The sequence below is a fragment of the Paraburkholderia sp. BR13444 genome, from assembly GCF_040948755.1.
Lineage (GTDB): Bacteria > Pseudomonadota > Gammaproteobacteria > Burkholderiales > Burkholderiaceae > Paraburkholderia > Paraburkholderia youngii.
In genome coordinates, this window is record NZ_JBFPKM010000042.1 from 1 (window position 1) to 1,996 (window position 1,996).

General features: G+C 60.5%; 1 protein-coding gene. It reads right to left on the minus strand.

Annotation, left to right across the window (positions count from 1 at the left end):
* Positions 1-186 precede the first annotated feature (186 nt).
* Positions 187-1,494 (minus strand): group II intron reverse transcriptase/maturase, encoded by a 1,308-nt coding sequence (gene ltrA / locus AB3X95_RS38870; RefSeq protein WP_368624001.1) that lies wholly within the window; start codon positions 1,492-1,494, stop codon positions 187-189.
* Positions 1,495-1,996: the final 502 nt, after the last annotated feature.

The following is a 1,996-nucleotide window of genomic DNA, read 5'->3' on the forward strand; positions in this document are numbered from 1 at the left end:
CGGTAGAGTCGAGTTGTGGCGCGGTAGCATTAGGTTCGGTTTGTCTGTTTCCGCCCCTTTCGTCTGGCGGTGCCCGAGTACCCTGGCCTTAACCCCGGTTCCACAACCCGCTCATCGAACCGGACGTGCAGATCTCCCGCATCCGGCTCTCGGACAAGACATCACGCCTTCGTACACGGTAAGTCACTACCAAGGCCCCTGCAGACGAACGAGACCGAAGTGCCCGTAGAGGTGCGTGGGTGGATAAGCCCCGCCCCGACGACGTCTGACCTTGTGCTTGATACGTAACCACCGACGCAACCGCGCAGCGGTATAGCTGTCGAGCGCCCGATAGGCGCGTCTGAACGTCCCTACCTTGAAGTAGTTTGCCCAGCCGCGTAGCGAGCGATTCAACTTGCCCACCAACTCCGTGGTATCGAGCCACGTCATTGAAGCAGCGGTCAGCGCATGGACCTTCTCAATCATGCGCCGCATACTCTTCTTCGACGGACGCATGCCCATACGGGCCTGACCAGTCGTTGCGGAGTACATCCGCCCAAACGTGTAACCCAGGAAGTCGAATTCGCCTTCCGGCACCTTGCAGATTCGTGTCTTCTCCGCGTTGACCGTCAGCTTCAGTTTTCCCATGATCTCGCGCATGCGCGACAACGCTTCCTCAGCCTTGCCACGCTTGCACAGAATCACCAGGTCGTCCGCATAGGTCACGATATGACTGCCAAGACTGCGCTGAAGTCCGAGCTTCTTCCACGCCAGCACAAACCGGCGCATGTAGACATTCGCCAGCAGTGGTGAGATGGGGGAGCCCTGTGGGATACCTCGCCGGCTGTCCGTGGCCTCCGTCGTGCGTTTCTTCCGGCCCCGGTCATCGGTTTCTTCGACGGGGCATTCCAGCCACATCCTGATCAGATGCAGCACACGTCGATCAACGATGCGTCGCGCGAGCGACAACATCAATTCGGCGTGGGGAATACTTCCGAAGTAGTCCGCCAGGTCAGCGTCAACGACATCCGTTTGCCCTCGATGCAGCCGCTCCTCCACCTCGATTACCGCTTGCTGGGCATTTCGCCCCGGGCGGTAAGCGTACTGCTCTGGCGGAAGGTCCGCTTCGAAGATCGGTTCGAGCACTAGCATCGCTGCTGTCATGCACACCCGATCCCGCAGGGTCGAGATGCCCAGGGGCCTCAACTTGCCATTGGCCTTCGGGATAAACACTCGTCTGATAGGGTCCGGCCGGTAAGTCTCCTGCCTGAGCGCAAGCGCCAGTTCGCCAAGCCACTTCTGCACCCCATACGCTTCGACCTCCGCGAAGTCCTGCCGATCGACACCCGGCGCGCCCTTGTTCGAGCGGCACTGAGCGTACGCATACCCCAGCACATCCTCGCGATAGATCTTGTCGTACAGAGCGTAGAAGCGATACCCGGCTTCTGCCTTCGCTTTCGCGTGTAACGCCATCTGCAGCTTCTGAACACGAATCGGAGTTGATAGGTTGCCCAATCTCCACGTCCTCACTACGTATTGCGTCTGTCTTGAACTGAGGCCCCTTCCCTCCACCAGCATTACACCGGCTTCAACGGTAATACGGGCCTCTCCGTCACCCCAAGGCGCCCGGCCTGTCCCTCACGGGCGTCCGGTTGGTCATCCCTGACCACGCCAGGGGGCTTCCCGTGTTGCGCGCGCTTTCCTTGTGTACATGCTGTCGCCACTACCCCGGCGCAGCGACTGGGCGTCCTGCCTGCTCGTTCACCCAACCGTATCAGCCTTCCCCGACATGGCTTTCGGGTCGGCCTGCGCATCGACGTTTTCGAGGCTTGCTCGGCGTTCACTCGTGTTACGGCCTGCACACTCGCGCTGTCACCGTATTTCGTGACACGCTTCACCGAAGGCTTCAACCGCTTCGTTACCTCCACGATTGCTCCGGTTGCTTCCGGCTGGAGCGGTTGCCGGGTGGGGCTTTCACCCACTGGAAAGCGCCGCCTTTTCACGGCGCACGCCATGA